Genomic DNA, 1,664 nt, shown 5'->3' on the forward strand with positions numbered 1-1,664 from the left:
TCGTCCATGTCTTTAAATGTTTCTTGGATGTCTGTTTCCATAAATCCTTGTTTAATGAGATAGAGCATGCCCCATCCTATGCCTGCCAGCCCTCTTTTGAAAGAGATGGGGGTTTCGGTGTGCAGACTCTCCAATATTTCATTTAAAAACTCTTCAGCAAAATCTTCGTATAAACTATTTCCGGTATATCGTGCATAATGAAAGAAGAAAATGACCATTCCCATCTTGCCGTTGTATAGTCCTAAATCAGAGTGAAAAGAACCATAGAACAGGTAATGATTGGCTATTTTTTCTAATAGAACATCATCATCAGCCATCTTCTTCTTTCTTAATTAGGGCATTTCTAAATACCTATATCGTAGGTTCTTCTTTTGTTGTAGGTTCTCCTTGCAGGCTGGAACCATAAACCGTTGAAATGCTAAATGTGATACATAAAGCAATCATCAGCATTTTAAATAGCGTGTGTTTTTCCATAAGTTTTTAATTTTTGTTTCTACAAAGCTAAATGTCTTTTTTGACATATCCAAGTACTCTTTAAGAAGAAATGAGATTCAATATATAACTGATTATTAATGCATTAAGTATATACAAGGATGCTTTTTGAGATTTTCCGACCCTCTTTTTGTTCTGTTTAAATAGTAAGTATGTGGTTAATAAAGCTCTCAAACCCTTTTTTCCCGCTCATGGGGTACTGTACTTCTTGGCAAATTAGGCTCATATACCGTTCCACTGAACGTCTTTTTATGTTACCTGCGTATTGAGCTATTTCATCAATAGACAGACCTAAAGCAGCCAAATAGCAAATATCTAGAAACGTTTTATCTAACATAGGGTAGGTCTTATGTAGCTTATCGGCAAAGCCGTTTCTTGATAAGTTGAGCCAATGCTTTATATCCTCTCTATCGTCGGATATATTACAGGGCTTGTTTTGACTTAAGTTTAATGCTACTTGCAGGGCTTTGATATCTTTTTGTTCCACACAATCATAATTACCATAAATAAGTCTGAAACGATTGTTTTGTTTTTCTACCCTTAATTCCGCAACATAATTGATAATTATTTTTATAAGTTCCTGAGCAACATTTTGTTGCCCAGGTTTTTGCCATGTCAGCGTTTTCACTTACCTTAGTGTTGCGAATCCAAAGACAAAGAAAACCGTAACAAGCATGGCAAATGTAGCAATAAAATCCGAAAGACTCACTCCTTTTGGAGGCATATTTCCAATCATGGAGCAATTTACCTCCCTTCTCTCCTCTACAATTGACTCAACACTTGGGTTGAGATGCAAACTCTATGGTTATCAATACAGCGAAATCATCCGCTCCCTCCTATGCGTTTACTTCTGCGGCGGTTCTTGCGTTGAGGATGTCACCGCCCACTTAATGAGTCATCTTTCCCTTCACCCCACACTCCGCACCTGTAGCGCCGACACCATCCTCAGGGCAATAAACGAACTGGCCCGGGAAAACATCTCATACACATCTGATGCCGGAAAGTCCTATGACTTCAATACGGCAGACACACTCAACACATTGCTCCTGAATTGCCTGTTGGCCACAGGGCAGTTGAAAGAGGGCGGGGAGTATGACGTTGACTTTGACCACCAGTTCATTGAGACGGAGAAGTACGATGCAAAGCCCACGTACAAGAAATTTCTTGGTTAC

General features: G+C 39.1%; 3 protein-coding genes. 1 reads left to right on the forward strand and 2 read right to left on the reverse strand.

All coding sequences use genetic code 11. From position 1 onward, the window contains the following. A partial coding sequence (locus HMPREF1534_RS09705; protein ID WP_005940208.1) for a lanthionine synthetase LanC family protein occupies window positions 1-317 on the reverse strand: 317 nt, incomplete at its 3' end. 314 nt (window positions 318-631) lie between these two features. After that, the gene (locus HMPREF1534_RS09700; RefSeq protein WP_005940212.1) at window positions 632-1,120 is read right to left on the reverse strand and encodes a hypothetical protein; all 489 of its coding nucleotides are present in this window, start codon (window positions 1,118-1,120) and stop codon (window positions 632-634) included. A 46-nt stretch (window positions 1,121-1,166) separates the two neighbouring features. On the opposite strand from HMPREF1534_RS09700, the gene HMPREF1534_RS20965 reads away from it, so the two are divergent. Then, window positions 1,167-1,664: hypothetical protein (locus HMPREF1534_RS20965; protein ID WP_005940214.1), on the forward strand; the 498-nt coding region annotated here is incomplete at its 3' end.

This window comes from Phocaeicola massiliensis B84634 = Timone 84634 = DSM 17679 = JCM 13223, assembly GCF_000382445.1.
Classification (GTDB): Bacteria; Bacteroidota; Bacteroidia; order Bacteroidales; family Bacteroidaceae; genus Phocaeicola; species Phocaeicola massiliensis.